Below are 22,540 nucleotides of genomic sequence, written 5' to 3'. Positions count from 1 at the left end.
CCCCCCGAACCCGTGGAGCCGAAGCACCCCCATCCTCATGCATCCGAAGCCCCTGCAGACCCACGCGGAAGATGGCACGGCCCTCGGGACGTGCGGCCCGCCCAACGACGTCGCCGAGCGGCGGGCGACGACGGACGCGCTGGCCCGGCGCGAGCGCTACCTGACCGCGGTGGTGGAGATCCAACAACGGCTGCTGGCGGCCACGGCCTCGGAGAACCTCTTCGAGCGGCTGGTGGCGCCCCTGGGCGAGGCCTCGGGCGCCAGCCGCGCCTATATCTTCGAGGCGCACCGCTCGCCGGACGGCAATCAGCTCTTCAGCCAACGCGCCGAGTGGTGCGCGCCCGGGGTGACGCCGGAGCTGCACAACCCGGTGCTGCAGGACATGCCGCTGGAGCGGCAGATGCCGTACCTGTACGAGCGGCTGTCGCGCGGGCAGGTGCTGTCGGGGCTGGTGAAGGACTTTCCGCCCGAGGAGCGGGCCGTCCTGGAGCCGCAGCAGATCCGCTCGGTGCTGACGCTGCCCTTGTGGGTGCACGGCACGCTGGCGGGCTTCATCGGCTTCGACAACTGCGCCGAGGAGCGCGCGTGGGACAAGCTGGAGGTGGACCTGCTGTGGGCGGCGGCGGGAGCCATCGCCCTGTGCATGGAGCAGCGGCAGTCCGAGCGCGCCCTGCGTGAGCGCGAGCTGCGCTTCCGGCGCATCGCGGAGAACGCCTCGGACGTGCTGTACCGCTACCAGCTGGCGGGCACGCGCAGCTTCGCCTTCATCAGCGGCGTGGTGACGAACAACCTGGGCTTCTCCCCGGAGGAGCACTACCGGGACCCCGACCTGTGGCACCGCCAGGTGCACTCGGAGGACCTGCAGGTGCTCGAGCAGCTGCTGTCCGACCCACAGCGCATGGCGGACACGCCCGTGGTGGTGCGCTTCACCCGGCGCGACGGGCGGCTGGTGTGGCTGCAGCACGTGGTGACGCCGGTGCTGGACGCCACCGGGCTGTGCGTGGCGGTGGAGGGCATCGCCCGGGACATCACCGAGCGCCGCCAGTTCGAGGAGGCCCTCAAGCTGTCCGAGGCCAGCTTCCGCCTGCTGCTGGAGGGCGTGCCGGAGCCGGCGGCCATCCAGCGCGACGAGCACATCATCTACGCCAACTCGGCGCTGGTGACGGCGCTGGGCTTCGAGCGGCCGCACGACTTGATGGGCCGGCGGCTGCAGGAGTTCCTGGTGGACGAGCCGCCCACGCCCGAGGGCATGGTGTCGCTGGTGACGGGCGAGCGGCGCATGCGGCGGCAGGACGGCAAGGTGCGGGTGGTGGAGTTCGCCTCGCTGCCGCTGCTCTTCGACGGCGAGCCGGCCGTGGTGTCCATCGCGCGAGACGTCACCGAGCAGCGCAAGCTCCAGTCCCAGCTGTCGCTGGCGGACCGCATGGCCTCCATGGGCACGCTGGCGGCGGGCATCGCGCACGAAATCAACAACCCGCTGGCCTTCGTCATCTCCAACCTGGGCTTCCTCCTGGACGAGATGCGCCGCATGCCGTCCATGATGCCGGGCGGGCTGGCGGCCCGGCCCGAGGTGGACGAGTGGCGCTCGGTCATCATGGAGGCCCGCGAGGGCGCCGAGCGCGTGCGGCAGATCGTCCGCCAGCTCAAGGCCTTCTCCCGCCCGGACGAGGAGCGGCTGGAGGCGGTGGATCTGCACGCGGTGCTGGACTCGGCGGTGATGCTGGCCGCCAATGAAATCAAGCACCGGGCTCGGCTCAAGCGCGAGTACGGGCCGATGCCCCACGTGAAGGGCAACGAGGGCCGGCTGTGCCAGGTATTCCTCAACCTGGTGGTGAACGCGGCGCAGGCCATCCCCGAGGGCGCGGCGGAGAAGAATGAAATCCGCCTGGTGACGCGCGAGGGCGAGCAGGGCCGGGTGATCGCCGAGGTGCAGGACACGGGCTCGGGCATCCCTCCCGAGGTGATGGGCCGCATCTTCGATCCGTTCTTCACCACCAAGCCGGTGGGCGTGGGCACGGGACTGGGCCTGTCCATCTGCCACGGCATCATCACCAGCCTGGGCGGTGAAATCTCCGTGGAGAGCCAGCCGGGCCGGGGCACCACGGTGCGGGTGGTGCTGCCCGCGGCCGAGCAGGGCGCCCGGGTGCAGAAGCCGGCGCCCCCGCCCCAGGTGCCCATCACCCAGCGCGGCCGGGTGCTCATCGTGGACGACGAGCCCGCCGTGGGACGCGCCCTGCGGCGGATTCTTCGCGAGCACGAGGTGGAGCTGGCCACCAGCGGGCGGCAGGCGCTGGAGAAGCTGACCACGGACCACCGCTTCCACGCCGTGCTGTGCGACGTGATGATGCCGGACCTGGGCGGCAAGGACCTGTACGAGGCCATCCAGCAGGGCGGCTCGGGGCTGGAGCGGCGCTTCGTCTTCGTCTCGGGCGGCGCCTTCACCCAGGGGGCGAGGGACTTCCTGGCCCGGGTGCCCAACCCCACGCTGGAGAAGCCCTTCGACGAGACGGCCGTGCGGCGCGTGGTGCGCGAGCTGGTGATGAACAACGCGGCCGCCGTGGGGAACTGACGGCATCCTCCGGTTGTCCGACCCTCCTCCGGGTGACGGATGGGGAAAGCGGCGTACCTGGGACAGGCTGCGCTCTCCGCCCTCCCCCGTCTGTCGAGGACCGCCGATGAACCGCACCACCCTGTTGCTGGCCACCACCGGACTGCTCGCCCTGACGGCGGCGGTGGTGGGGCTGCCCCGCGCGAAGGACACGAGCCACACCCTGGCCTGGCCCGGCGAGGCTCCCACCGGCGTGGTGCTGCCCCTGGCCAGCGCGAAGGACGGCCCGCTGACGCTCCAGGGCAAGCTGTCCGGGGCGTACCTCATGACCGGGCCCAGCGAGGCCTACGCCGTGCTGACGGTGCGCGCGGACAAGCCCCGCGAGGAGAAGCGCGTGCCGGTGAGCCTGGCGCTCGTCATCGACCGCTCGGGCTCCATGCAGGGCCAGAAGCTGACGGACGCCAAGCGCGCCGCGCGGCTGCTGGTGCAGCGCCTGAGCGCCGAGGACCGGCTGGCCCTGGTGCACTACGGCTCGGACGTGCGCGTCTTCCCCAGCGAGCAGGTGACGGAGGAGGCACGCCAGCGGATGCTCGCGTTCGTGGACGCCATCCAGGACGAGGGCGCCACCAACATCAGCGGCGGCCTGCAGGCGGCGGCCCAGCAGCTGCTCGCGCATGTGGAGCACTTCCGGGTGAGCCGCATCCTCCTGCTGAGCGACGGGCAGCCCACCGAGGGCCTCGTCGAGGACGCGGAGCTGCTGAGGCTGGTGGACACGTACCAGCACCAGGGCATGACGGTGAGCGGCCTGGGCGTGGGCGAGGACTTCAACGAGCGGCTGATGCGGGGCATGGCCGAGCAGGGCGGCGGCTTCTACGGCTACATCCAGGACTCGGAGAAGCTGGCGGAGATCCTCCGGCGCGAGCTGGATCAAGCGGCGGGGACGGTCGCGCGCGGGGTGGAGCTGCGGCTGGAGCTGCCCGAGGGCGTGGAGGACGTGGAGGTCATGGGCGTGCCGACGCGGCTCGAGGGCCTGACCCGGGTGGTGCGCCTGTATGACCTGGCGGGCGGCCAGGAGGTCCAGGTGGTGGTGAAGCTGAAGCTGGGCCTGAGGGAGACCTCCAGCGCGGAGCGGGGCGTGCTGGGGGTACAGCTGCGCTACCAGGACGTGGAGGCCGCACGGGCGGTGGAGACGTCCCTGCCCCTGTCGGCCAGGGTGACGAACGACGAGGCGCTGGTGCGAGCCAACCTGGACCAGGAGGTGCGGGTGCACGCGGTGAAGGCGCTCGGGGCCCGGGAGATGCAGGCGGCCGCCGAGGAGATGAAGCGCGGCAACCGGCAGAAGGCCCTGGGCCTGCTGGACAACGCCCGGAGGCTGTTCGGCAGCTCCGCGTCGGCGCTCGCGGGGGAGCTTGCGGACGTGGACCAGACGAAGGCAGCCTATCTCAACGCCCAGGATGAAACCTCCGTGAAGCGTGAGGCGTTACAGCTTCATCGCAAGTCGCTGAAGACGTTCGGACAGAACAACTCCTACGGTACAGACTGATTCAGGAAAGCCCGGCCATGCCCCTGTCGATACAGCTCCAGGAACGCGAGGACTTCGAGGTGCGCACCCTGCGTGCGCTGGGTGGCGGAGCCGCCGCGGGCCTGCTGGCGGTGGCGGCCTCACGGCTGAACGTGCAGGTGGACGTGGGCTTCTTCGCGGTGGCGGGCGCGGCACTGGCCGGGGCACGCACGGACTGGAAGGTGCGCGTGGGGATGCTCCTGGGCTTCCCCGTGCTGCTGAACCTCCCGGACATGCTCTTCGTCCCCTCGCCCCTGTCCGAGGCCTGTACGGGCGCGATCGCCGCCGGAGTGGTGGGCTGGCTGGGGACGCAGTGGAAGCCCAAGCCGCTGCAGGTGCTGGCCGGTGCGGTGGGCGCGGGCGCGCTGGTGCCCCTGGGGCTGTACGTGAAGACGGTGATGGACGCGCGGCTCTTCGACGGGCGCCTGGGCGCGGTGGGCACGGTGCTGGGCCTGACGGCGGTGGCGCTCTTCTGGAGCGTGGGCATGCTCGCCACGCACGTGACGGTGCACGGCAACGCGGTGGAGGCGAAGGGCACCGCGCTGGAGAAGCAGCTGTCCGGCGAGGCCCAGGGCCTGGTGTCTCGCGCGGTGACGCTGTACCGGCAGTGCCAGAAGGAGGCCGCGCGCCTGACGCCGGGGCCCGGGAAGACGGAGCTGTTGGGCGTGCTGGAGAAGATGGCGCGCGAGGTGTTCTCCCTCGCCGAGTCCCACGCGGAGCTGGAGGCGCAGCTGCGCGCGGTGCACCAGGGAGAGGTGGACGCCCAGGTGCAGGAGCTGCGCGCCAAGGCGGCCGCGGCGACGGACGCGGTGGCGCGCCGGCAGCTGGAGCTGGCGGCCTCGTCGCTGGGCGAGGAGCTCAACCACCTGGATTTGCTGGGCCGCAAGCGGGAGCGGCTGCTCGCGCAGCTGCACGCGCAGGTGGCCCTGCTGGAGCGCGCCCGCGTGTCCCTGGTGGGCGTGAAGGGCGGCGACATCGGCTCCAAGGGCGCCCAGGCCGAGCAACTCGCGCGCAAGCTCGCGGCCCTCGGCCAGGAGGACCCGGGCGCTCCCGCCGCTCCGGCCCCCCTGCCCGAGTCCACCCGCGTCGGGAGCTGAGCGCCCCGCGAGCACGACACCGCCGAGACGCTCTGAGCCATGAAGAGTGACGCTGGCCACCCCACTCGTGGTGGCCAGAACGACATTGAGTATGCTACGCGATTGCGTGAGACTGACGTCTCACACTCTCCGTGTACTCATGCCAGAGGGCTCTCCATGCCAGTGACTGTCATCGTCAACGGACTGACACTCGTTCATGAGGAGAGTACTGGGTTTTCCATGGCCACCTTGCCGAACGTCTGCAAGACGCCCAGCCCCGGTGGCCCCGTTCCCATTCCCTATCCCAATATCGCCCAGTCCAGCACCCTGAAGAACGGGACGAAGACGGTCACGTCCGACGGCAAGAAAAGCGCCATCAAGGGGTCCGAGTTCAGCAGCAGCAACGGAGACGAACCGGGGACTGCGGGTGGGGTCAAGTCCAGCACCAACATGAAGGAGGCCAAGTGGCTCACCTACTCCTTCGACGTGAAGCTGGAGGGAAAGAACGCGTGCCGGCTGACGGACAAGATGACCATGAATCACGGCAACACCCTCTGCATGGCGGGCCTCATACAGCCCACACAGCTTGCCGCGATGATCAAGACACTCGAGGAGGTCGCCTGCAAGTGTCAGAATGATGAGCAGCCCAATCGCAACCTCCCTCAGGAAAAGCAGTGCGCGGATCTCATCGACCGGCGCGGCAAGTGCGCAACGCGCAAGCTCAAGGACAAGGAGGGGGAGGGCATCTGGGTCAATGCACGCTTCGAGGCACCGCAGGGTATGACCAACCCGAAGACAGGTAAGCCCGTCACTCGAATCATACCTGATGTGGTGCTGACAGCTCCGGGGACATTTCCCGAGAGCACCATCAGCGTCGGTAAGCGTAAGCGTGCCCTTAAATCGACGCTGAAGCCAGGGGACATCAAAAGGGTGGTGGAGTTCAAGTTCCCCTGCCCCCCGTCCACACGCAAGCCCTATCCCGATCCCTCCAGCGACGGGAAAGGCTACGGGCAACCGCAAAAGCCTAACGACAAAGAGCGGAACGCCTACCGGGAACTAAGCACGCCTCCACAAGATGTGGAAATGATCATGCCATCTGAATCCATATGCGGCTGAGCCGCGCCCCTGGGCTCAACCCGAGCTCTCGTGAAAGAGCCTCTCATGCCGATAACCGAAACCTCCGCCAGGAACCTGGAGCACATCGAGACCATCAACGGACAGAGCGTCCGCCTTGTCAGCCTGAGCATGGGACTCACCCTCTTCCTGCCCATTCCCTTCCGCGATGTGGCCAGTGCTGTCAGGGAGTTGTTCGAACAATACCTCCAGCTCGTTCCGAAGACCGTCTTCCGTTGGCAGAGCCTCGGTGGCACCTCCAATAGCTACAAGCCCATCGCGTCACGCGCCTTTTCGACCATAGACGGATGGCTCTCCCTGCGCCGAAGTTATGGCAGCAGTTGCGCGATCTGGCTTCAGGATGGCCCAACGGACATGGGCACTGGAGAGCATCTCTTCCGCCTGTTCGGTCAGGACCACGCCAACCGCCCGGACGATTCCGGATTCCTACAAATCTTCTTCCCCTGGAATCTGCTCGAAACGATGGGTCTGGAGCCCCTGGTGACCCGCCTCCACCAGATGCTCCAGCACCTACCCTTTCACTCCGGCTACCTGGGGTACACGCTGGGGACTTCCGCCCTGGATACCATCCGCCCGTACTCGAGCATCATCGCGACCAAGGTCTACGCGGCGGCGCAACGGTACCCTGGATTGGAAATCACCAAGCCCCATCTGGAGAACTATGAGATGAAGGCCGTCCTGCGGCCTCCAAGCTGGATCACGTTCCTCTCCCACCCGTTCCTCGAAAAACTCGGGGGAGAGAAGGAACTCCGGGGCTCGCTGAAGGGGGACTTCGTCTTCAGACCCCTGGAGCACGGGTGGAGCATTCAGGCCGGCTCGGAGCCACGGCTGGGCGACCGCAACCGCCAGGAGGATGTCTCACAGGAGCAACGGACCCTCGCACGGCGCCTGCGCCCGCTCCTCTCTGACAGACCCGCCGTTCTCTTCAAGGAACAAGCGTACGAGGATACGCTCTCGTGGATGCGCAGGCTCGCGGAGGACGCCGCTGCATGAAGGCTCGCCCCATGGTGTTGCTCCCCATGCCTGTCGATCCTTCCCGACCCCTTCAGCTCACACTCACGTGGGATGGACAGGGCGCTACCACCGAGCAGGTCGCGGACACTTATGGGAGGGCAATGAAGTCGTTCAACACCCACCTCCAGTGGGAGGCCTTCAGGCTCCCGCTCGCTGCACAAGCGGGAACAGCACCCACGGGTACGCTTCATGTGGACAGGGACGCGATTCACATCACCTTCACGTCGTATCCCTATCAGCCCCAGAGCATCGGGCTGCTCGTCCGCGCACTGGTGTACCAGCACCGGCACTGGAGCTCGCGCGTAGACGTCACCCTCTCCAACACGGAAGCAGGCATTGGCATCCCCGCATCCACCCGCCTGTGGAGGACCGCGGACATCCTCGAGTATCCACCCGAAACATCTCAGCTCCCCTTCCCCGCCTCCGTGCAATGGTGCACCAAGCGCCCACTGCTCACCGTGCAGTTCGCATCGGAAGTAGACCCGAGCGTGGTGGATCATCTCGACGATATCGTCGCCGCGTGGGTCGTCCTCGGCGACCTGGGGGCCTACGCTACGCCGTCGCAGTTGGAGGCCCCCGTCGAGGAGGAGTCCCTGGAAATGCTCCTCGATCTTCCCGTGGATTCCGGGGATGAGGTGGCATGGCAGGTGACGCAGTACGGAGTCACCCCGGATTGCGTCATCCCCTTGTTGAACATGCTGGCAGGTTTCCACGCGCGAGAGGCCAGGCTGAGCCGGCTCATCATTGAATGACGTGCACACTCACGCCGGGCCCACGAGGGCGGCACAGCGATCCCCAGACTCCGAGCTGGTCCACAGCAGGCTCCAAGGCCCCCTGGCGTAACGTCGCAGCCTGGCAGCCACCGCCAGATTGACGAAGAGCGGCCCCGAGGCGGCGCCCACGTCTCCCCAGCAGTCCGCCGGTGTGCACACCTCCGTGGCATCCACGAAGCGCTCCCCGAGCCTGGCAATACTGAAACCGTACTCGTCGGCACGGGAGCGCTCCCCATTCAGATCCCCGAAGACGTGATCGACCTTCGCACCCGATGGGAGCGCGGCGAGAGCCCCCTGTAGCGCTCGCGTCAACCCAATCCCCGTACACACCCGGCCCGTGTCCGGCCGGTCTTGTTCAATCGCCGAGGCTACTGCGGTGACACGTGCCAGCGGCCGAAGTCCATACCGGCTCATCACTCGCTCGGAAGCGACGAGACAAAAAGCCGCGGCCTCTCCAGGGACGAAGCCCCAACGATGGGTCTGGGATTTGAGCTGCTCGCGCCGATCCAACCATTCCAGGATTTCGGGCTCGATATAGCTCTCCACTCCACCGACGAGGCAGAGCTCGGCACCCTGGTTCAGCCACTCCGCCGCCGTCTGCAGCGCCAACAACCCCGCCGCGTGTCCGGCGGAGTGTACTCGCGAGATGCGGACCCGGCCTTCCAGCGGCCCTTCGAGCGCAGCCTCCAACCGTGACGCGACCTGTGAGCGTGGGGGCAGTTCCGAACGCTCGAGCGGGAGCCCCAATGCCACGGGGACAGGCCGCAGCGAGGGCAGCACCTGCGCGAGTGGCTCCAACGCCTCCATCATCGCGGGCACGGCAAGAGCAAGGTAGCGCTCGAGCCCGAGAACCGTCGCGGGGACATACGATGCAGCCGACACCACCATCGGGGCGCCCGCTCCGTCCACCATGAAGGGGTGCTCGGCAAAGCGCACAATGCCGGCGCGCACCGACGCAGCAGACATAGGAGCGCTAGTGCCCACAGGCGTACGCGCCCCCAGGCCAGCGATCATGATGGAAGAACTCTCCTGCATCGTGCGGCTCCCTCCTCCCACAAGGCTTGACCCATCAAATGAACTGCTTCTCGCGAATGGTGGTCTGCTCCAGCATATGCTCGCGATGATGACACGGCACGCTGGTTGCCCAGACCATCATCACGCGGGGAGCGCCCGGCTCGAGGATGACGCTGTGCAGCCGGGCCCGATGCTCCACCCGCTGTCGACCGAGCCGAGTGCTGAATACCAGCCAGACGCGAGGTAGGGCAAAGCGCAGTTCCTCACGCAGCCCCAGATTGAGCAATGTCACGAGCTCCCCGCCTCGCAGGTGACCGGACACCTGTTGGTCGTCAGGAGCACACTGGTGGAAACGGTCGTCGAAATCGAGCGGGACGAGAGGCTGGCGCTCCTGCTGCCACTTCGCATCATACGTGCCCGCACGCTCTCGACGAGGAGACCAGTCACGGCACAGGGGACCAAAACCCGCGGGCGGCGGCCGATCCGCCCAAGAGCTGATGAGAAACCGTGGGTCTTCGATGCATGGCGCGCGCTGGCCTACCAACCGGTCGGGGGATGATGCGAAGCCAGTTCCGATGGGATTACGTCGCTCCCACGCGTCAGTCCGTGGGGTTGCTTCCGTGTCCACCCCACCGAAGGCATGCTCGTAAACGATAGGCATCTCTACAAACGGCTCGGGAGACGTCAGACCGAGCCCCACGCGTTTGCGCCAGCGCCGCTCACCAAAGACACGGAGCACCTTCGTGAGAGGACCCACCCGCATGGCAACATCCAGTTGAGTCACGGGTCGCCCCCCGGGAGCACAAGCCGAGCCGTGAAGAAGCACGTCCGTCGCCTGCTTGCCAGGAACGAGTTCGCTCTCGTACATCAAGCTTGATTTACCGGGCTCGCCATGAAAGCGGGGAACCTTGCAAACCTCCTCTTGCGATGCCGAGAGCTTCGTCGAGCCATCAGGGAGGATGTCGAAAGTTCCTTTGACAGCGACCACCCACAGTTCCGCTCCGTCACGGTCCCGAGCAAAACACCGCTCCGCAGCGTAGGGGGTCTGGTTGACCAACTGCCACATGGCATACTCCTGTAAGGGATGCTCCTTTGAAACGGGCGCAGTGACCCACAGGCCCAGCATGCGTCCGCGAGGCCCCTGAGTCGACGAAACGGTCGCACGGGGTGTAGGCATCAGAGCCAGATGGCCAGGAGGACTCGGGCGCTCCCGCCGCTCCGGCTCCCCTCCCCGAGTCCACCCGCGTCGGGAGCTGAGCGCCCCGCTTCCGCTCACGCATCGCGCCATAGCGGAATTCACACACCGTCACGCAACAAGGTTCGTTTTTCCGCCGATAACGAGAGGAACCCTCCCACCGCTCCCGGCTCCCGGGGCAGGAACCGACATCGTGCGAAAGACAGAAACCTCGTCCTCGAGGCCCACGCGGCTCGACAGCCGTCTGCTGGCGGCCGTGCTCTCCCTCACGCTGGCGGCCTGCGGTGGCGTGTCACAGGAGGAGGCCGTCAACGACCCCCTGGGCACCCAGGAGGCCGCGGTCAGCGTGCCGCTGCGCGTGATGGCCGCCAACATCTCCAGCGGCAACTACCAGAGCTACGACCCGGGCCACGGCATCCGCATCTTCCAGGGCACCAGGCCGGACGTGGTCGCCATCCAGGAGTTCAACTACGGGGACAACTCCGCGAGCGCCATCCGGAGCTTCGTCGACACCGCGTTCGGCACGGGCTTCTCTTACTACCGCGAGGGCGGCGCGCAGATCCCCAACGGCATCATCAGCCGCTACCCCATCATCGCCTCGGGCGAGTGGGACGACACCCAGGTCTCCAACCGCGACTTCGCCTGGGCGCGCATCGACGTGCCGGGCCCCAAGGACCTCTGGGTCGTGAGCGTGCACCTGCTCACCACCAGCAGCAGCATCCGCAACACCGAGGCCACCAACCTCGTCAACTTCATCAAGGCCAACGTCCCCACGACGGACTACCTGGTCATCGCCGGTGACTACAACACCAGCAGCCGCACCGAGTCCTGCTTCACCACCTTCTCCCAGGTGGTGAGCACCGCCAGCCCGTACCCCGCGGACCGCAACGGCAACACCAACACCAACGCCAGCCGCGGCAGCCCGTATGACCACGTGCTCGTGGACGCGGACCTGCGCGCCTGGCAGACGGCCACCGTCATCGGCTCCAGCTCCTTCGCCGCCGGCACGGTGATCGACACCCGCGTGTACTCGCCCATCTCGGAGATTGCTCCCGCGCTGAGCTCCGACAGCGGCGCCACCAACATGCAGCACATGGCCGTCATCAAGGACTTCCTCATCCCCGACAGCACCACCACCGCGAGCATCACGGTGGGCTCGCCCAACGGCGGCGAGAGCTATGCCGCCGGCAGCGCCCAGAGCATCACCTGGACGGCCACCGGCGTGACGAGCGTGAAGATCGAGTACACGCTCAACGGCTCCACGTGGACCCCCCTCACCGCCAGCACCTCGGCCTCCACGGGCTCCTATGGCTGGACGGTCCCGAGCACCACCACCACCACCGCGAAGGTGCGCGTGAGCGATGCCTCCAACTCCGCCATCACCGACACGAGCGACGCGAACTTCTCCATCACCACCTCGGGTGGCGGGGGCGGCGCGGCGGTGGTGTTCATCAATGAGATCCTCGCCAACGAGGCCGGCTCGGACGTGAACGGGGAGTTCGTGGAGATCGTCAACTCGGGCGGCACGGCCGCGGACCTCTCCGGCTGGACGCTCTCCGATGCCGCGGGCCTGCGCCACACCTTCGCGAGCGGCACGACGCTCGCCGCGGGCAAGGCCATCACCGTGTTCGGCGCCGCCGCGGGCATTCCCACGGGCGTGAGCAACGCGGTGGGCTCCACCTCGGGCGGCCTCAACCTGAGCAACAGCGGCGACACCGTGACGCTGAAGAACGCGGCGGGCACGACGGTGGACACCACCACCTACAGCTCGTCGCTCGCGGGCACCGACGGTGTGTCCATGAACCGCGGCCCGGATGTCACCAGCGGCGCCACCTTCGTGCTGCACACCACCCTGTCGAGCGCCACGTCCTCGCCCGGCACGCGCGCCAACGGCACCGCCTACTGAGTCACGGCCGTTCCCCTCGGCTCCAGCGCCGTCCTGGCTGGAGCCGGTGGGCCCCGCTCCTACTTCGAGCTCTTCGAGCGGCCCTTGTCCTCGGCCTTCGCACGGGCCTCGAGACCCAGGGGCCGCACCATGTGCAGACGGGCCTCGGCCGTCAGCCGGGAGATGACCTGACCGGGCGTGCCCTGGTCGTCCTCCTTCAGGCGCTCCTCGATGCGCTGCTCGATGTCCTCGCGCATCTTCCGGGCCTCGGCGAGCGCGGCGTTGATCTGCTCGCGCACCGCCACGGAGTGCTCGTCCATCGCGGCGCTGCGATACGCGGCGGTGTCCCGGCGCACCGCGATGCGTCCCGCGGAGCTTCCCGCCGTCCGGCGCCGGCGCACCACCGTACGCTTCTGCTTCCCCGCTCCACCCTTGCGCTTGTCCGCCATCGCGGCCTCCTGCTCCACATTCCGATCTCCCCGGAAGGTGGGGTGCGCTCCCAGGAGCCGGAAGTCCCCTCCCGGTACGGTGCGGGTGCGGCCAGGCAGACAGTCGGCAATCAGCACGCTCCCATGACGTAGGGCCATTGCCTGTTCCCCGGCCTACCGCCCCACCATCTACGAAGACCTTCGTTGACATCTACGAACCCCTTCGTATACCTTGAGGGAGAAAGCTGACGGGAGGGAGTGCGATGAGTGAACCGACGCTGCCGCGCCCGACGGACGCGGAGCTGGGCATCCTCCGGGTGCTGTGGGAGCGAGGCCCCAGCACCGTGCGCGACGTGCACGAGGCCCTCAACAAGGGCCAGGAGGGCACCGGCTACACCACGGTGCTCAAGCTGATGCAGATCATGACGGAAAAAGGGCTCGTCGAGCGCGACGAGTCCCAGCGAGCCCACGTCTACAAGGCACGGGCCACGCAGCAGAAGACGCAGCGGCAGCTCGTGACGGACCTGCTGGACCGGGCCTTCGGTGGCTCCCCGGCCCAGCTCGCGATGCAGGCGCTGTCGACGAAGAAGGCCTCGGCGGAAGAGCTCGCCGAGCTGCGCAAGCTGCTGGACACCCTGGAAGGGGAGGAGACGCCATGAGCGAGGCCGTGTCGCAGTCCCTGGGCTGGGCGTTGTTGCACCTGCTGTGGCAGGGCACCCTGGTGGCCGCGGCGCTCGCGGTGGCGCTGCGCGTGCTCGACCGGCGCGCGGCCTCCGTGCGCTACCTGCTCTCCTGTGGCGCCCTGGCCCTCCTGCTCGTGCTGCCCGCCCTCACCGGCTGGCACCACTACGCCTCCCTCCAGAAGGCGGAGCCCCTTCCGAGCACCCCCGCCTCCGTGGAGCGGACCTCCACCGTGGCCCGGGCTCCCGGCCTCGTGATGGAGCGCGCGGTGGAGAAGCGCTCCCCGGTGGCGCCCCTCGCCGCCCGGCCCACGCCCGTTCTGGAGCGGGTGCTGCCGCTGCTCGGCGAGCACATGCACTGGCTGGTGCTGGCGTGGGGGCTGGGCGTGACGGTGTCGTCGCTGCGGCTGCTGTCCGGGTGGCTGAAGCTGCGCCGCCTGGTGCGCGAGGCCGAGCCCGCGCCCACCGAGTGGCAGGACGCGCTGGAGCGGCTGGCGCGGCGCCTGGGCATGACGCGCCCGGTGCGGCTGCTGCGCTCGGCGGCGCTGGACGTGCCCGCGGCGGTGGGCTGGCTACGGCCGGTGGTACTGCTCCCCGTGACGGCGCTCACCGGACTGTCCGCCCGCCAGCTGGAGATGGTGCTCGCCCATGAGCTGGCCCACATCCGCCGCTACGACTTCGCCGTCAATCTGGTGCAGACGCTGGTGGAGACGTTGCTCTTCTACCACCCGGCCGTGTGGTGGATGTCGCGCGTCATCCGCGTCGAGCGCGAGCACTGCTGTGACGACATCGCCGTGGGCACCAGCGGCAACCCCATCTCCTACGCCCGCGCCCTCACCGCGCTCGAGTCCCTGCGCTTGATGCCCCTGGAGACGGCGAGCCCGGCCATGTCCGCCCTGGGCGGCTCGCTCACGGACCGCGTCCGCCGGCTGGTGGGCACCCCCGCGGCGCGCTGCTCCTCGCGGTGGGTGGCCGGTGCGTCCGTCGTCACGCTGATGAGCGGCATGGCCGTGGCCGGCCCCCTGGTGGCCCTCGCCCTTCCTCCCGCGCCTCCCGCGGCGACGGCCGAGGCCCCCGAGCCGCCCGCTCCCGTGAGCGCGCCCCTGGCACCCACGCTCCCCGCCGCGCCTCCGGCTCCGCCCGCGCCTCCAGCGCTGATGCTTGCCCAGGCGCCCGTCCCCGCTCCCGCGCCCGCCCCTGCTCCCGCTCCGAGGCCGATGCTCTCCGGGAAGCGGGGCGGGGATGTGGACATCGATGTGGATGCGGACTCGGATTACGACTCGGACGAGGACACCACGCGCGTGGGCGACAAGCCGCTCTCGGTGGATCAGCTCGTCGCGCTCAAGGTGGCCGGTGTCACGCCCGAGCGCGTGAAGGAAGTGGAGTCGCTCGGCTATGAGCCCACGGTGGCCAACCTGGTGCGGTTCGGCCACGCCCACATGACGCCCGAGTACGTGAAGGAGATGACGGCCCTCCTCGGCGGCAAGCCCACCGCCGAGGAGCTGGTGGAGCTGCGGCACGTCGGCGTGACGCCCGAGCGCGTGAAGGGGCTCGCGGCGGCCGGGTACAGCAAGCTCTCGGCCGACGAGCTGACGCAGGCGGCGGCCCTCGGGGTGGACGAGCGCTTCATCACCGAGCTGCGCTCCGCCGGCTACGACACGCTGGACTTCGACGACCTCGTCGAGCTGCGCGCCCTCGGCGTCAATGGCGAGTACGTGCAGGCCCTGAAGGCCGCGGGCTACGACAAGCTCTCCGCCGAGAACCTGACGCAGCTCAAGGCGCTCGGCGTGTCGCCGGAGTACCTGCGCACGCTGCGCGAGGCGGGGCTCGACAAGCTCCCCGCGGAGAAGGTGGTGGAGATGCGCGCCCTCGGCGTGGACGCGGACTTCATCCGCGAGCTGCGCAAGAAGCAGTAACGCGCAGTCCCCTTCCCCCCACCTCCCACGAGCCCCCGGCCGCGCCTCGCGCGCGCGCCGCCGGGCTCCCTTTTGCCCGAAGTCTCCCGAAGGAGCCCGAACCATGAACACCCCACGCACGACGTACGCACTGCTCGTCTCCGCCCTGCTGATGTGGACCTTCTCCGCGCTGGCCGCGCCGGCGAAGAGCGGCACGTGGACGGCCACCCCGCGCGAGGACACGTTGCAGATGAACTTCCGCGTCCAGGAGCACGGGAACATGGGGCTGAGCATCCCCCGCTCCGCCATCCAGGGGCTGAACACGCAGGACGGCGCGGACACGAAGTTCCAGCTCGCCCGCGAGGCCGGCACGCTGCGCTTCGAGGGCCGCTTCGCCAACGGCGAGGGCGCGGGCCACTACACCTTCGAGCCGAACGCCGCGTACCTCGAGGAGATGGGGAAGCTCGGCTACACGAACATCACCCCGGACGAGCACTTCCAGCTGGCCATCTTCGACCTGGGGCCGGCGCGGGTGAAGGCATTGGCGGAGCTCGGCTACACGAAGCTGTCCCATGACGAGCTGCTCCAGGTGGCCATCTTCCAGGTGACGCCCGAGCACATCCGCGAGATGGCGGACCTGGGCTTCCGCAAGCTGGACTTCGATGACCTGGTGGCCACGCGCATCCACGGCGTCACCCCGCAGTTCGTGAAGGAGATGCGCGAGGCGGGTTACCCGAATGTGACCCTCCAGCAGCTCGTGGACATGCGCATCCACCGAATCGATGGGAACTACGTTCGCTCTCTTTCCAAGAACAAGGGAAGCGGCCGAAAGGAATGACGGGCCGGGAGGGGAAATGAAAGATGATGCATGGCCCCACCGCCCAGGAGCGCCATGCGTCCCACTCCCTCCCTTCCCCAGAATGACTCTCCCGCCCAGCAGCAGCAGCGCCTCGCCACGCTCACGCAACAGCGGCAGGTCTACGCCTACAACTTCGACAGCCGGCTGAGTCCGCTGGGAATCGCCGCCCAGGTCCCCCGTCAGGACAACTTCTCCTTCGTCTGGTTGGATGGCATCGCCACCACCGCCCTGCAGCTCCTGGGCAACGTGCTGGCCATCGGCGCGAAGCTCTTCGACAACGGAGAGGCGGTCCAGAACGACGCCAACCTGTCCGAGACGGAGCTGCGCAGGGTCGAAGCGCTCTATCAGGATTTGACGGAGGGCTTCAGCCGGCTGTCGGACCGGACCGCCCGGCTCCACCAGGCTCCGCACACCCCGGGGGTGGCGTTCATCGCCGGTATCATCGAGCGCCCCCGGACACTGCTCAAGGCCGCGGGCCAGGTGTTGGAGGAGACCGCCGGTGTCGCGGTGGTCTCCGAGATCGCCACCGAGGCCGGGAAGGATGCGCCCGCCGCCCTCGCACAGGACATCTTCGGCCTCATCGATGAGCTGCTGAAGAAGCTGCTGTCCGAGGCCGGTGAGCTGTTCCTGCAATACCTGGGGCTGTCCGGCAAGGCGGGGTCGCTCGACGCCTACTCGGCCCAGTTCTCGCTGTTGCAGCCCCCGGCGGTGGCGAGCAATTACGAGACCGATCTCATCTTCGCGCGCATGCGGCTGGCCGGCCCCAACCCGGTGCTGCTCCAGGGCATCGACGTCCTCCCCGAGAAGTTCCCGGTGACGGACCCGCAGTTCCAATCCGTGATGGGACCGGAGGACACCCTGGCCCGCGCGGGCAGGGAGGGACGGCTGTACCTGCTGGACTACGCCGTCTTCCAGGGCATTCCCACCGGACAGACCTCGGGCGGGCAGAAGTACATCGAAGCGCCGCTCGCCCTGTTCGCCGTGCCGGCCGCGGGCCAGCCCGACCGGAAGCTGCGCGCGGTGGCCATCCAGTGCGCCCAGACGCCGGGCCGCGCCAACCCCATCTTCACCCCCAAGGACGGCACCTCCTGGCGCCTGGCGCGCCTGCACGTGCAGGTGGCGGATGGCAACTACCACGAGCTCATCTCGCACCTGGGCCTCACGCACCTGGTCCTCGAGGAGTTCACCCTGTCCACGCACCGGCAGCTCGCGCCCCAGCACCCGCTCTACCTGCTGCTGACGCCGCACTTCCAGGGCACCCTGGCCATCAACAACGCCGCGGAGACGTCGCTCATCGCGCCCGGAGGCCCGGTGGACCGGCTGCTCGCCGGAGACATCAAGGCCTCCACCCAGGTGAGCATCCAGGCCGTGGCCCACCACTCCATCAACCAGGCCTTCCTGCCCCGGGCGCTGGCGGCCCGCCGGGTGGAGGACGCCTCGAAGCTGCCGGACTACCCGTACCGCGACGACGCGCTGCTGCTCTGGAATGACATCCGCGCGTGGGTGAACGACTACCTGGCCATCTACTACAACGATGACGCCGCCGTGCGCGGCGACTCCGAGTTGCAGGCCTGGGTCACGGAGCTCGGCAGCCCCGAGGCCGGCAAGCTGAAGGACGTGGGAGAGAATGGCGGGGGCATCCAGACGTTCGAGTACCTGGTGGAGCTGGCCACCTACGTCCTCTTCACCGCGAGCGTGCAGCACGCGGCGGTCAACTTCCCGCAGCGCACGGTCATGAGCTACACGCCGGCCCTGCCGCTGGCGGCCTACGCGCCCGCGCCCACCTCGGTGCAGTACCTGCCGGCGAGCACGGAGCTGACCCACCTGCCGCCGTTGCAGATGGCCTTCCTGCAGCAGGCGGTCACCTTCGGGCTGGGCAACGTGTACTTCACGCGGCTGGGCGGCTACGACACGTACCTGCGCGAGCCCTGGTTCGCGGACGCGCGCGTGTGGCCCGCGCTCGAGGTCTTCCAGAAGCGCCTGCGCGCCACGGAGCAGGAGATCGGCCGGCGCAACCTCTCGCGCATCCCCTACGAGACGCTGCTGCCCACGGCGATTCCGCAGAGCATCAACATCTAGTGGAGTGTCCACGAAGTTTTTGGACATAGTCGCGGAGCGAAGAGTCGGGCTGCTTCCGGGGGCGAACATGAGCAGCTGGTCCGATTGTCGGACCAGTCGGAGCATCTCGCGGAGGGAAGGTGTTCCCATCGGGAGTTTTCGGCCTGAGCGCTGAGCGCTCCCCTTGCAGTATCTTCGGAGCGCCGACCTCCAAACAGGCCAACACTTCCCGCCTATAGCGCCGCGCGGGATCCTGTTTCGACTATGTCCAAGGACTTCGTGGACAGTCCACTAGTACCATGGTCATCAAGTCCACCACCGATGCCGGTCTCCAAGTTCTGCGGGATATTGCGGAGCCACTCCGCAAACTCGGAGACGCCTACTCAGTTCCGTTGGTAGCCAAGCAGGTTGGTGGCAACCCCCGGCTTTTCGGAACTGGTTGGTTCTTTCGATGCGAACAGGAATGGTTCCTGGTCACCGCCGAGCATGTCCTCAGAGATCTTGCCCCGCCAAGATCTCCAAGGGGCACTCCGCACGACTCCGACCTGTTGGTTCCTGGAGTTGGCGGTGTTCTGGTGCCCCTATCAGGCAAATGGAGTGCGTCGCCGAAATACGACGTAGCCATCCTCCGGCTCACAGACCCAAACCCGATCCGAGAAAACTGGACACCGGTCACCGTGGCCGATCTGGCGCCACAGCAGGATCTGAAAGAAGCGTGGTTCCACGTCACCGGCTGGCCGCTTCAACTTTGTGCTCGCACAACAGGTGGTCTGGAGGCCGACAAATTTCGGTTCACGGCCAAGTTCGATGCGGGAACAGAGCCGTACAACCCCGAAACCGAGCTCCTATTCCCCCTCGAAAGGAACGACTTCGGAACTTTTGATGGACAGCCCACCTCAGCCCCAGCGTTGCAAGGAATTAGTGGGGCACCCGTGTGGCAGATCTTCATGGACGGCAACAGGCACTATCAACCCCGCCTCGCCGGTGTCGAAACCAGCTACTTAGAGCGCGACATGACTTGGTACATCCGGGCAACCCGATGGGCTGCGGTCCGGATGGTGATCGAGCACGCCGTCCCAGGACTTATCAAGTCCGCCGAGCGGTTGGTCGGGCTGTAGCTCTTATGCGCGCGGAAGGCTCGCCGTCACCTTGGCGTACTCGCGTTCGAGCATCTCGGTAATCGCCTTGCGTCGAGCGCTCTGGTCCTGTTCCTTCGTGCTGAGCGGTACGCGGGCGTAAAGCTCCCCGCTCACGATGCGCGACACCTCCCCATCACCTACGGTGGCACACCACCACCGACGTGATGCCCATCAACCAACTCGCTCACGCGCCCATCAACAAGCGTGCGCGGTAACATCTACGATCCTGGCACCTATTGAAGTTGCGAATGCAAGCCTGCTTCCACTCGGGCAGAGAAGCGTTGTTGGAGTAGTCGTCATCGTCAGCATCGGCGCGCGCAGCCCTGAGCACCTGCTCAACCTCGGATTGCGTCGCCCCACAAGCGCCCACTGGGTCCTGTGGATGCTTCTTGATGCAGCAGGCCGCTTGCGCCAGGGACTACGGGACGGCTCGACATGTAGGTGTAGTCCGTCGTCCCGCTGGAGTAGGCGTAATGCGCCCTACCAGCCGAACAACCGGACGCGAACAGCCCCCAAAGCAGGGCCACATCCACGAACACAACAGAAGTCAAGGGTTTCATACGGCCAGCGCAGGACAGTCTCTTTTCGAGACGCCACGACAGGCCCTCGCACAGGGGGCTGGCCGCTCCCATCCCTTATCTGGTAGGTCAACCCGCGATATGCGGAACTTCTTACCTCCCTGGTCTACCCTGCTTCTCGTCCTGCTGGCGCCCGTGGCTGTGGCCAAGGGACACGAGCCCGTGTCTCGTAACCTCTATCTTTCGGACGAACCAAAGGCGGAAGTGCCATCGGTTTACGTCGCGGGCGAAATGGTAACGGTCCTCCGATTTGAGCAACCTTGTGACCGGGAGCGAACGAAGCTGCTGGGCTGGGAAGGTCGCTTTGAGCCTGTGGAATGCGTCGGAAGGAAGGTGATCGTAGAGCCGCTCAAAGACCTCAAGCCCGAGGATGGTTTCTTGTTGGTGGTGACGCTAGCGGACGGGAAGGAAGTACCCTTCACCGTGACGGCGCGCAATGAGCAGTTCGACCATCAGGTGAACGTATTCCCAGACAATGAGACTAAGGGCGCTCTCCAGAGCCGACTGGAGTATTCCCAATACAAAGAGCAGCGTCTCACGGAAGAAAACGAGCGCTACCGGAAGGAAGAGACCTCAATTGATCATGCCCTTGCCGCGCTCTTGGCAACGGACGCGGTGAAACTGACTCCTTTTACTCCGCTCTTCGTCCATCTTTTCAAGAATCCCTACGATGTTGAGGTAATGATAACCGTACTCGGCACCAAGAATAAGGATAGAAAAAAGAACGATAAGATTGCGGTGGTCTTCACCGTGACCAACAACCACCCGACCGAGTCTTGGAGTTTGTTGGATGCCCGCTTGGCTAGCGAGGCAAGTAGAGAGAAGAAGCCGTGTGCTCTACGAGCCACCCGGGGGGTTTGGGGACCGGGTGGTGAAAGCGGGCGGATAGCGGTTGTCTTGGATGCAAGCGCCTTCGACTCGAATACAGGTCCTGAGCGGCTGGTGCTGGAACTTTTCCGCCGAGGAAGCGGGTTGCGGGAGGCGCTGGTGAATCTGGACCCGGTGATGCTGCGCTAGTAGATGGGTATCCCTATGAGTCCAACCCACGCGCCACTTGTCGCAACTGTTCTACTGCTCTGCGTGCTCTTCGGTTGCACGACCACCGGAGGTGTTCCGCTTCGTGCGGACGGGGGCCCGGGCCCACAGGAGTGTCCGCAAAAGGCTCTTGAAGCGATGCGGGTCCTCAACCTGCGTGTGGGGGACGGCGCTACGGTTGAACTAGATGTTAATCAGAGTCTTACCAGTCCCATTACGCTGTCGGATGGTCCCATTGAAAGCATGTTGACCAGCAGCCTCGGACCCCTCTCGACAGGAACCCGTCTTTATGGGCGCGTGTGGACCGGGGGGCCACAGGTCGCTGTCCGGTACTACGAGGCACACCCAGCAGACGGCGAGCCCTTCCCCATTTGCGCCGTGGCTCGACTTGCTCACGGGCAGATGCAGAAAAAGCCCGAGTCCAAGCCCGGAACGGCCATCCTCGAATTCTCCAGTGCTGGGGTCTTCATTGTGAACTCGTTCCGGTGAGCCGACCCACACCCACCGGGACACGTCGCCCGAACGCCCCAGCCGGTCGGTTCACGTCGGGTGCGTGTCCCGTGTAGTGGAGAATGTAGCTGCGAGCACCAGAGGAGACCTGAATTGATGGTTTTTGCCCCCATCAATTCGGTCTAAGTGCCCGAAACTACTGGAGGACCCTTTCTCCCCCTGGGAGAGGGTTGGGGTCAGGGTCTACCTCGTGCACGAATGTTCAATCTGATTTAACGTTCGTGCATGCAGCCGAATCGCCCGAATCCACCCGATTGGGGGCAGCTCTACGAAGTCGCCGCGGGCCAGGGTGGTTACGTCACCACGCGGCAGGCGCAGGAGGCGGGCTACTCCCTGCCTCTCCTGACCCACCATGTGAAGCAGGGCCGCCTGCAGCGCGCACGACGTGGCGTCTACCGGCTCACGCACTACCCGGCGGGGGAGCATGAAGACCTCATCGTGCTCTGGCTGTGGAGCGAACAGGCGGGCGTGTTCAGCCATGAGACAGCACTCTCGCTGCACCATCTCTCGGATGCCCTGGCAGCGGTGTATCACCTCACGCTGCCAGCAACATGGTCACGGCGCCGGCTCCGCACTCCATCTGGCGTTCGCCTGTACTTCGCGGACGTGAAGGGGGCCGATCGGACCTGGGCTGGCGGAGTCCCCGTGACGTCGCCTCTGCGCACGCTCGTTGATTGCGCGACCGCGGCCGTTCTCCCCGAGTTCATCCACGCCGCCTACAGGCAAATACAACAGCGGGGTCTCGCATCTCCCCGTGAACTACGGGACAGGTTGTCCCCGCTCCTTGAAGGGAGGCACCTCGCGTCGTCGCCACGACAGAAACGCAAGACTTCCCGAAAGCTCTTCCGAAACCAGGCCAGCCAGGCTCGTTCCCCATGAGATGGGGAACGACTCGAACCGCCGGGTGGATATGCCTCCTGGCACTGGTGCTCCAGGCCTGCGCGACAACAGGAGCGATGGATGGCATCGAGCCCGAGGAAGACATTCCGTCTGAAGACGTCGGGAGGGACCTGCCTCCACCGTGGGAGACACGTCACGCGGAGACGGACGAAGAAGCGCGCCGGGCCGAGGCCACTGCAGCACTCTCGGGCATGCGTGGAGTAGCCAGCCACGTGGAGGAAGCCGGTGCCGGGCTGGTCTTCCGTTTCTGGGCACACA

General features: G+C 67.0%; 19 protein-coding genes. 15 read left to right on the top strand and 4 right to left on the bottom strand.

The window, feature by feature from the left end; genetic code table 11:
* Nucleotides 1-37 precede the first annotated feature (37 nt).
* The 6 genes from AC16DP_RS04700 (at nt 38) to AC16DP_RS04675 (ending at nt 8,085) form a co-directional block, all read left to right on the top strand.
* Entirely contained in the window at nt 38-2,569 is a 2,532-nt protein-coding gene (locus AC16DP_RS04700) for a hybrid sensor histidine kinase/response regulator (protein ID WP_329725868.1), read from the top strand.
* 106 nt (nt 2,570-2,675) lie between these two features.
* Entirely contained in the window at nt 2,676-4,091 is a 1,416-nt protein-coding gene (locus AC16DP_RS04695) for a vWA domain-containing protein (RefSeq protein WP_329725867.1), read from the top strand.
* Between the two features lie 17 nt (nt 4,092-4,108).
* Nucleotides 4,109-5,206 (top strand): hypothetical protein, encoded by a 1,098-nt coding sequence (locus AC16DP_RS04690; protein WP_329725866.1) that lies wholly within the window; start codon nt 4,109-4,111, stop codon nt 5,204-5,206.
* 219 nt (nt 5,207-5,425) lie between these two features.
* On the top strand, nt 5,426-6,301 hold the full coding sequence (locus tag AC16DP_RS04685) for a DUF4150 domain-containing protein (protein WP_329725865.1): 876 nt from the start codon (nt 5,426-5,428) through the stop codon (nt 6,299-6,301).
* A gap of 45 nt (nt 6,302-6,346) precedes the next feature.
* Nucleotides 6,347-7,312: a type VI immunity family protein gene (locus tag AC16DP_RS04680; protein ID WP_329725864.1), complete on the top strand. Its 966-nt coding sequence runs from the start codon at nt 6,347-6,349 to the stop codon at nt 7,310-7,312.
* Complete coding sequence (locus AC16DP_RS04675) at nt 7,309-8,085, top strand: hypothetical protein (RefSeq protein ID WP_329725863.1); 777 nt, start codon at nt 7,309-7,311, stop codon at nt 8,083-8,085. Before AC16DP_RS04680 ends, AC16DP_RS04675 begins: the two co-directional genes overlap by 4 nt.
* A 9-nt stretch (nt 8,086-8,094) precedes the next feature.
* Here the strand turns inward: AC16DP_RS04675 and AC16DP_RS04670 are convergent, their stop codons facing one another.
* Nucleotides 8,095-9,120, bottom strand: coding sequence for a hypothetical protein (locus AC16DP_RS04670; protein WP_329725862.1), 1,026 nt, complete (start codon nt 9,118-9,120; stop codon nt 8,095-8,097).
* Between the two features lie 55 nt (nt 9,121-9,175).
* Nucleotides 9,176-10,186 (bottom strand): DUF2169 family type VI secretion system accessory protein, encoded by a 1,011-nt coding sequence (locus AC16DP_RS04665; RefSeq protein WP_329725861.1) that lies wholly within the window; start codon nt 10,184-10,186, stop codon nt 9,176-9,178.
* Nucleotides 10,187-10,508: 322 nt separating this feature from the next.
* Here AC16DP_RS04665 and AC16DP_RS04660 point away from each other — a divergent pair, with 322 nt between their 5' ends.
* Nucleotides 10,509-12,221, top strand: a complete 1,713-nt coding sequence (locus AC16DP_RS04660) for a lamin tail domain-containing protein (protein WP_329725860.1) — start codon at nt 10,509-10,511, stop codon at nt 12,219-12,221.
* A gap of 59 nt (nt 12,222-12,280) precedes the next feature.
* Here AC16DP_RS04660 and AC16DP_RS04655 read toward each other — a convergent pair whose 3' ends face one another.
* Entirely contained in the window at nt 12,281-12,787 is a 507-nt protein-coding gene (locus tag AC16DP_RS04655; RefSeq protein ID WP_329725859.1) for a hypothetical protein, read from the bottom strand.
* 104 nt (nt 12,788-12,891) lie between these two features.
* Between AC16DP_RS04655 and AC16DP_RS04650 the strand changes: the two genes are divergently transcribed.
* The 5 genes from AC16DP_RS04650 to AC16DP_RS04630 all read left to right on the top strand — a co-directional run bounded on the left by AC16DP_RS04650 (nt 12,892) and on the right by AC16DP_RS04630 (nt 19,238).
* The gene (locus tag AC16DP_RS04650; RefSeq protein ID WP_043397949.1) at nt 12,892-13,287 is read left to right on the top strand and encodes a BlaI/MecI/CopY family transcriptional regulator; all 396 of its coding nucleotides are present in this window, start codon (nt 12,892-12,894) and stop codon (nt 13,285-13,287) included.
* Nucleotides 13,284-15,224: a M56 family metallopeptidase gene (locus AC16DP_RS04645; RefSeq protein ID WP_329725858.1), complete on the top strand. Its 1,941-nt coding sequence runs from the start codon at nt 13,284-13,286 to the stop codon at nt 15,222-15,224. The genes AC16DP_RS04650 and AC16DP_RS04645 overlap by 4 nt, the downstream gene beginning before the upstream one ends.
* A 103-nt stretch (nt 15,225-15,327) precedes the next feature.
* Nucleotides 15,328-16,041 (top strand): hypothetical protein, encoded by a 714-nt coding sequence (locus tag AC16DP_RS04640; RefSeq protein WP_329725857.1) that lies wholly within the window; start codon nt 15,328-15,330, stop codon nt 16,039-16,041.
* A 54-nt stretch (nt 16,042-16,095) separates the two neighbouring features.
* The gene (locus tag AC16DP_RS04635) at nt 16,096-18,141 is read left to right on the top strand and encodes a lipoxygenase family protein (RefSeq protein WP_329725856.1); all 2,046 of its coding nucleotides are present in this window, start codon (nt 16,096-16,098) and stop codon (nt 18,139-18,141) included.
* Nucleotides 18,142-18,419: 278 nt separating this feature from the next.
* Nucleotides 18,420-19,238: a hypothetical protein gene (locus tag AC16DP_RS04630; protein ID WP_329725855.1), complete on the top strand. Its 819-nt coding sequence runs from the start codon at nt 18,420-18,422 to the stop codon at nt 19,236-19,238.
* Between the two features lie 3 nt (nt 19,239-19,241).
* On the opposite strand, the gene AC16DP_RS04625 is transcribed toward AC16DP_RS04630, so the two are convergent.
* Nucleotides 19,242-19,385, bottom strand: coding sequence for a hypothetical protein (locus AC16DP_RS04625; RefSeq protein WP_329725854.1), 144 nt, complete (start codon nt 19,383-19,385; stop codon nt 19,242-19,244).
* Nucleotides 19,386-19,651: 266 nt separating this feature from the next.
* On the opposite strand from AC16DP_RS04625, the gene AC16DP_RS04620 reads away from it, so the two are divergent.
* The 3 genes from AC16DP_RS04620 to AC16DP_RS04610 form a co-directional block, all read left to right on the top strand.
* Nucleotides 19,652-20,854 (top strand): DUF2381 family protein, encoded by a 1,203-nt coding sequence (locus AC16DP_RS04620; protein ID WP_414640666.1) that lies wholly within the window; start codon nt 19,652-19,654, stop codon nt 20,852-20,854.
* Between the two features lie 753 nt (nt 20,855-21,607).
* Nucleotides 21,608-22,261, top strand: coding sequence for a type IV toxin-antitoxin system AbiEi family antitoxin domain-containing protein (locus tag AC16DP_RS04615; RefSeq protein WP_329725852.1), 654 nt, complete (start codon nt 21,608-21,610; stop codon nt 22,259-22,261).
* A gap of 77 nt (nt 22,262-22,338) precedes the next feature.
* Nucleotides 22,339-22,540, top strand: a 202-nt coding sequence (locus AC16DP_RS04610; protein ID WP_483956637.1) for a hypothetical protein, incomplete at its 3' end; no start/stop codon positions are given.

Source organism: Archangium sp., from assembly GCF_057119385.1.
Note: the sequence above shows the minus strand (reverse complement) of the source record. Positions and strands in the feature narration are given on the sequence as shown.

What these genes read in the sequence shown, in the direction of transcription:
- AC16DP_RS04630 (WP_329725855.1), top strand. Translation starts at nt 18,420, where the DNA reads ATGGTCATCAAGTCCACCACCGATGCCGGTCTCCAAGTTCTGCGGGAT.
- AC16DP_RS04665 (WP_329725861.1), bottom strand. Translation starts at nt 10,186, where the DNA reads ATGTGGCAGTTGGTCAACCAGACCCCCTACGCTGCGGAGCGGTGTTTT.
- AC16DP_RS04645 (WP_329725858.1), top strand. Translation starts at nt 13,284, where the DNA reads ATGAGCGAGGCCGTGTCGCAGTCCCTGGGCTGGGCGTTGTTGCACCTG.
- AC16DP_RS04655 (WP_329725859.1), bottom strand. Translation starts at nt 12,787, where the DNA reads ATGGCCCTACGTCATGGGAGCGTGCTGATTGCCGACTGTCTGCCTGGC.
- AC16DP_RS04685 (WP_329725865.1), top strand. Translation starts at nt 5,426, where the DNA reads ATGGCCACCTTGCCGAACGTCTGCAAGACGCCCAGCCCCGGTGGCCCC.
- AC16DP_RS04650 (WP_043397949.1), top strand. Translation starts at nt 12,892, where the DNA reads ATGAGTGAACCGACGCTGCCGCGCCCGACGGACGCGGAGCTGGGCATC.
- AC16DP_RS04620 (WP_414640666.1), top strand. Translation starts at nt 19,652, where the DNA reads ATGCAGCAGGCCGCTTGCGCCAGGGACTACGGGACGGCTCGACATGTA.
- AC16DP_RS04640 (WP_329725857.1), top strand. Translation starts at nt 15,328, where the DNA reads ATGAACACCCCACGCACGACGTACGCACTGCTCGTCTCCGCCCTGCTG.
- AC16DP_RS04635 (WP_329725856.1), top strand. Translation starts at nt 16,096, where the DNA reads ATGCGTCCCACTCCCTCCCTTCCCCAGAATGACTCTCCCGCCCAGCAG.
- AC16DP_RS04675 (WP_329725863.1), top strand. Translation starts at nt 7,309, where the DNA reads ATGAAGGCTCGCCCCATGGTGTTGCTCCCCATGCCTGTCGATCCTTCC.
- AC16DP_RS04680 (WP_329725864.1), top strand. Translation starts at nt 6,347, where the DNA reads ATGCCGATAACCGAAACCTCCGCCAGGAACCTGGAGCACATCGAGACC.
- AC16DP_RS04695 (WP_329725867.1), top strand. Translation starts at nt 2,676, where the DNA reads ATGAACCGCACCACCCTGTTGCTGGCCACCACCGGACTGCTCGCCCTG.
- AC16DP_RS04690 (WP_329725866.1), top strand. Translation starts at nt 4,109, where the DNA reads ATGCCCCTGTCGATACAGCTCCAGGAACGCGAGGACTTCGAGGTGCGC.
- AC16DP_RS04615 (WP_329725852.1), top strand. Translation starts at nt 21,608, where the DNA reads ATGCAGCCGAATCGCCCGAATCCACCCGATTGGGGGCAGCTCTACGAA.
- AC16DP_RS04700 (WP_329725868.1), top strand. Translation starts at nt 38, where the DNA reads ATGCATCCGAAGCCCCTGCAGACCCACGCGGAAGATGGCACGGCCCTC.
- AC16DP_RS04670 (WP_329725862.1), bottom strand. Translation starts at nt 9,120, where the DNA reads ATGATCGCTGGCCTGGGGGCGCGTACGCCTGTGGGCACTAGCGCTCCT.